General features: G+C 57.4%; 1 protein-coding gene. It reads right to left on the minus strand.

The features are described 5' to 3' along the window. Window positions 1-470, minus strand: a 470-nt coding sequence (locus ASC50_RS04390; RefSeq protein WP_158648425.1) for a DUF4982 domain-containing protein, incomplete at both ends; no start/stop codon positions are given.

Consider the following 470-nt stretch of genomic DNA (forward strand, 5'->3'; position numbering starts at 1 on the left):
CCGTAGCCGTCAGCGTATGTGAGCGCCCCGACGTGCGGATGGCATACTCGCAGGTTTTGTTCCCTGCGGCGTCCATGCCCACCACTTCCAGCGTGCCTGCCGTGTAGGGAATATCCCACCCAATGATGCCCGTGTTGTCGTCGTATTTTTTCGTGGCTCCTGTTTCCTTTCCGTTAAGCAACAACTTGGCTTCGGCGGCGTTTGTGTAGCATACCACGCGGATGTTCTGTCCGTCGGCATAGTTCCAAACCGGTGCTGCATCCATATACAGCGCCCATTTGTTGTCGGGTGCCGGGTAAGTGCCGATGTAAGCCACCGGTTTTTCTGACCAGAGTGCCCGGCGGAAATACCCGCGCGGCTTGATGAACCCGCCGAAATCCAGCAGTGCCGTATAATATCCGCGCGACGGCCATCCTTTGGATTCGCCGAGATAGTCGACGCCCGTCCACAGGAATTGCGCGAAGATATGC

The sequence above is a fragment of the Candidatus Symbiothrix dinenymphae genome, assembly GCF_001431085.1.